The sequence below is a fragment of the Cupriavidus sp. 05L411 genome (assembly GCF_056398045.1).
The window spans coordinates 1-2448 of sequence record NZ_JBFTOQ010000109.1; the positions used below are offsets into that span (position 1 = coordinate 1).

At 62.9% G+C, this 2448-nt stretch carries 3 protein-coding genes; all 3 read right to left on the reverse strand.

Translation table 11 applies throughout. The annotated features are described in order from the left end of the window. Positions 1-66: 66 nt before the first annotated feature. Genes tnpC through tnpA form a run of 3 tightly spaced genes read right to left on the reverse strand, consistent with a single transcriptional unit; the run spans position 67 to position 2345 of the window. Positions 67-1605 carry an IS66 family transposase gene (gene tnpC / locus AC1DQR_RS40075; RefSeq protein WP_477135117.1) on the reverse strand — a complete coding sequence of 513 codons (1539 nt, stop codon included), beginning with the start codon at positions 1603-1605 and terminating at the stop codon, positions 67-69. Positions 1606-1635: 30 nt separating this feature from the next. Continuing rightward, on the reverse strand, positions 1636-1983 hold the full coding sequence (gene tnpB, locus AC1DQR_RS40080; RefSeq protein ID WP_477135118.1) for an IS66 family insertion sequence element accessory protein TnpB: 348 nt from the start codon (positions 1981-1983) through the stop codon (positions 1636-1638). Then, on the reverse strand, positions 1980-2345 hold the full coding sequence (gene tnpA / locus AC1DQR_RS40085) for an IS66-like element accessory protein TnpA (protein ID WP_477135119.1): 366 nt from the start codon (positions 2343-2345) through the stop codon (positions 1980-1982). Before tnpA ends, tnpB begins: the two co-directional genes overlap by 4 nt. Positions 2346-2448: the final 103 nt, after the last annotated feature.

Genomic DNA, 2448 nt, shown 5'->3' on the forward strand with positions numbered 1-2448 from the left:
GTAAGCGTCCGGCCATTGCCGTCCTTGACGGCGGTAGGCGAAGCCAGATTGTGATGCAGGAGGGAGTTATGGAGTTGGCGCGTCGAGGGTCGCCAACTCTGCAGCGACGGCCCAGGGCAGCAGTTCTTCGATCCGGTTGATCGGATGATCGGCGATGCGGCCCAGCACGTGGCGCAGGTACGCCTCCGGGTTGAGGCCATTGAGCTTGGCGCTGCCGATGAGGCTGTACATCGCGGCGGCCCGTTCGCCGCCGCTATCGGCGCCGGCAAACAGGAAGTTTTTTCGACCAMGAGCGACGGCGCGAAGCGCGCGCTCGGCGCTGTTATTGTCGATCTCCAGTCGCCCATCGCCGGCATAGCGCGTGAACGCCTCCCAGCGCTTGAGCGTGTAGAGGATGGCTGCAGTGGTATCCGATTTGCGCGAGAGCTTGGCCGCCGTCTCTTCCAGCCAGGCCTTGAGTGTTGCTARTCGCGGTACCGCCTCGCGTTGCCGGATCTCCCGGCGCAGGTCTGGTGGTTGCCCTCGGATCTCGCGCTCGATGTCATAAAGTTCGCCGATGCGCCCCAACGCCTGTTCGGTGACGGCATTGGCCCGCACCACATGTAGTTCGTGGAACTTGCGTCTGGCGTGAGCCCAGCAAGCGGCCTCTWGCACGCGCCCTGTTTCATAGACCGCATTGAAGCCAGCATACGCATCAGCCTGCAACGTACCGACGAAGGATCGCAGATGGTGTTGCGGGTGTTCGCCCTTACGATCGGGCGAGTAGGCGAACCACACCGCAGGTGGAGCGGTATCCGCCGATGGCCGATCGTCACGCACATAGGTCCACARCCGTGCCGTCTTCGTCTTGCCATTGCCCGGCGCCAGCACCGGGATCGGRGTATCGTCCCCATGTACTTTGACACCACTCATCACGTAGTCACGCAATGCCTGCACCAGGGGGGKCAACAAGGCCGCGCAGCCGCCGACCCAGTCGCCTAGCGTGGACTCCGGCAATGCAATGCCTTCGCGYTCCCAACGGACACGCTGGCGATAGAGCGGTTGATGATCGCAGAACTTCGACACCAACACATTGGCAAGCAAGCCCGGGCCGGGGATACCGCGATCGATGGGCCGGCTCGGCGCGGGGGCCTGGACGATGCGATCGCAACCCGTGCATGCGAGCTTCACGCGACGGTGCCGAATGACACGCAGCCGTGCAGGCACGAGCTCCAATTGTTCTGAGACGTCTTCGCCGAGTATCTGGAAGGCGCTACCRCACTCGCAGCACATGGTCTCGGCTGGCGTGTGCACGACGTCTTCGCGCTCCAGGTGTGCTGGTAGCGGGTTGCGTCCCGCGCTGGCATTGGCAGGGCGAGCGCGTTGCGAGCTGGCTGCGGCGGCGCCCTCATCGGTTTGCAATTCCTCGAGCTTGAGTTCGAGCTGCTCGATCTGTCGATCGAGCTTCTCAGACTTGTGGCCATACTGCTGGCGCCTCAGCTTGGCAATCAGGAGCTTGAGGTGTTCGATCTCTATCGCGTGATCTCGCAACGCGTTGTCACGTGCAATGATCATCGCCTTCAGGGTGGCGATGTCATCGGGGAGCGTGGCGGGATCGGTCTTCATGCCCCGCAGTGTAGGAAGCGGCGTCGCAGTTTACAAGGCGAGCGTCGGGCGCCAGGTGCGTTCTGGCTTGCGCCAGTCAATGCCCTCGAGCAGCATCGAGAGCTGCGCGGGTGTCAGGTGAACCTTGCCGCTGTCAGCCTGCGGCCAGACGAAGCGACCTCGCTCCAGGCGCTTGGCCAACAGGCACAGACCGTCACCGCTCCACCAAAGCACCTTGATCAGGTCTSCGCGCCGGCCACGGAAGACAAAGACGTGACCGCTGTACGGATCCTCGGACAAAGTTGTGTGTGCCTTGGCAGCCAGACCATTAAAACCGCAGCGCATGTCGGTGATTCCCGCAGCCAACCACACGCGCGTTCCGGCAGGCAAACCGATCATGCTGTCAAAGACGCCATCAGCGCGGTCAATACGGCAATATCGACGGGGCCGGTCAGGCGGATCGTGCCTCGCTCAAGCCGGATCTCCACGGCACCTTCGTGCCGCAATGCAGAGACGACAGGCACGGTGGCGATGTCCTCGACGGTCACGGGCAGCATCGCTGCCGAAGACCCTTGTTCGTCACCGAGTGSCATACGGCGCCACTTGAAGACCTGATTCGTGTTGAGCCCGTTGGCCAGCGCAATAGCCGAGACAGACGCATTGGGCTGCATGCACTGCGCGACGACATCGCGCTTGAAAGCATCGGAGAACCGGCGTCGCTGGATGCGCCCCTCCGAAATGGGGCCGGGCAGTGGCTTCATAGGTGTCCGCCTAAATTAAGCGGACGCCTATGCAGCCCGCGAAGACACCAGAGCTTGCCTACACCGCCTCAATTGCGGAAGACGGTACTCGTCGGGCCGTTAC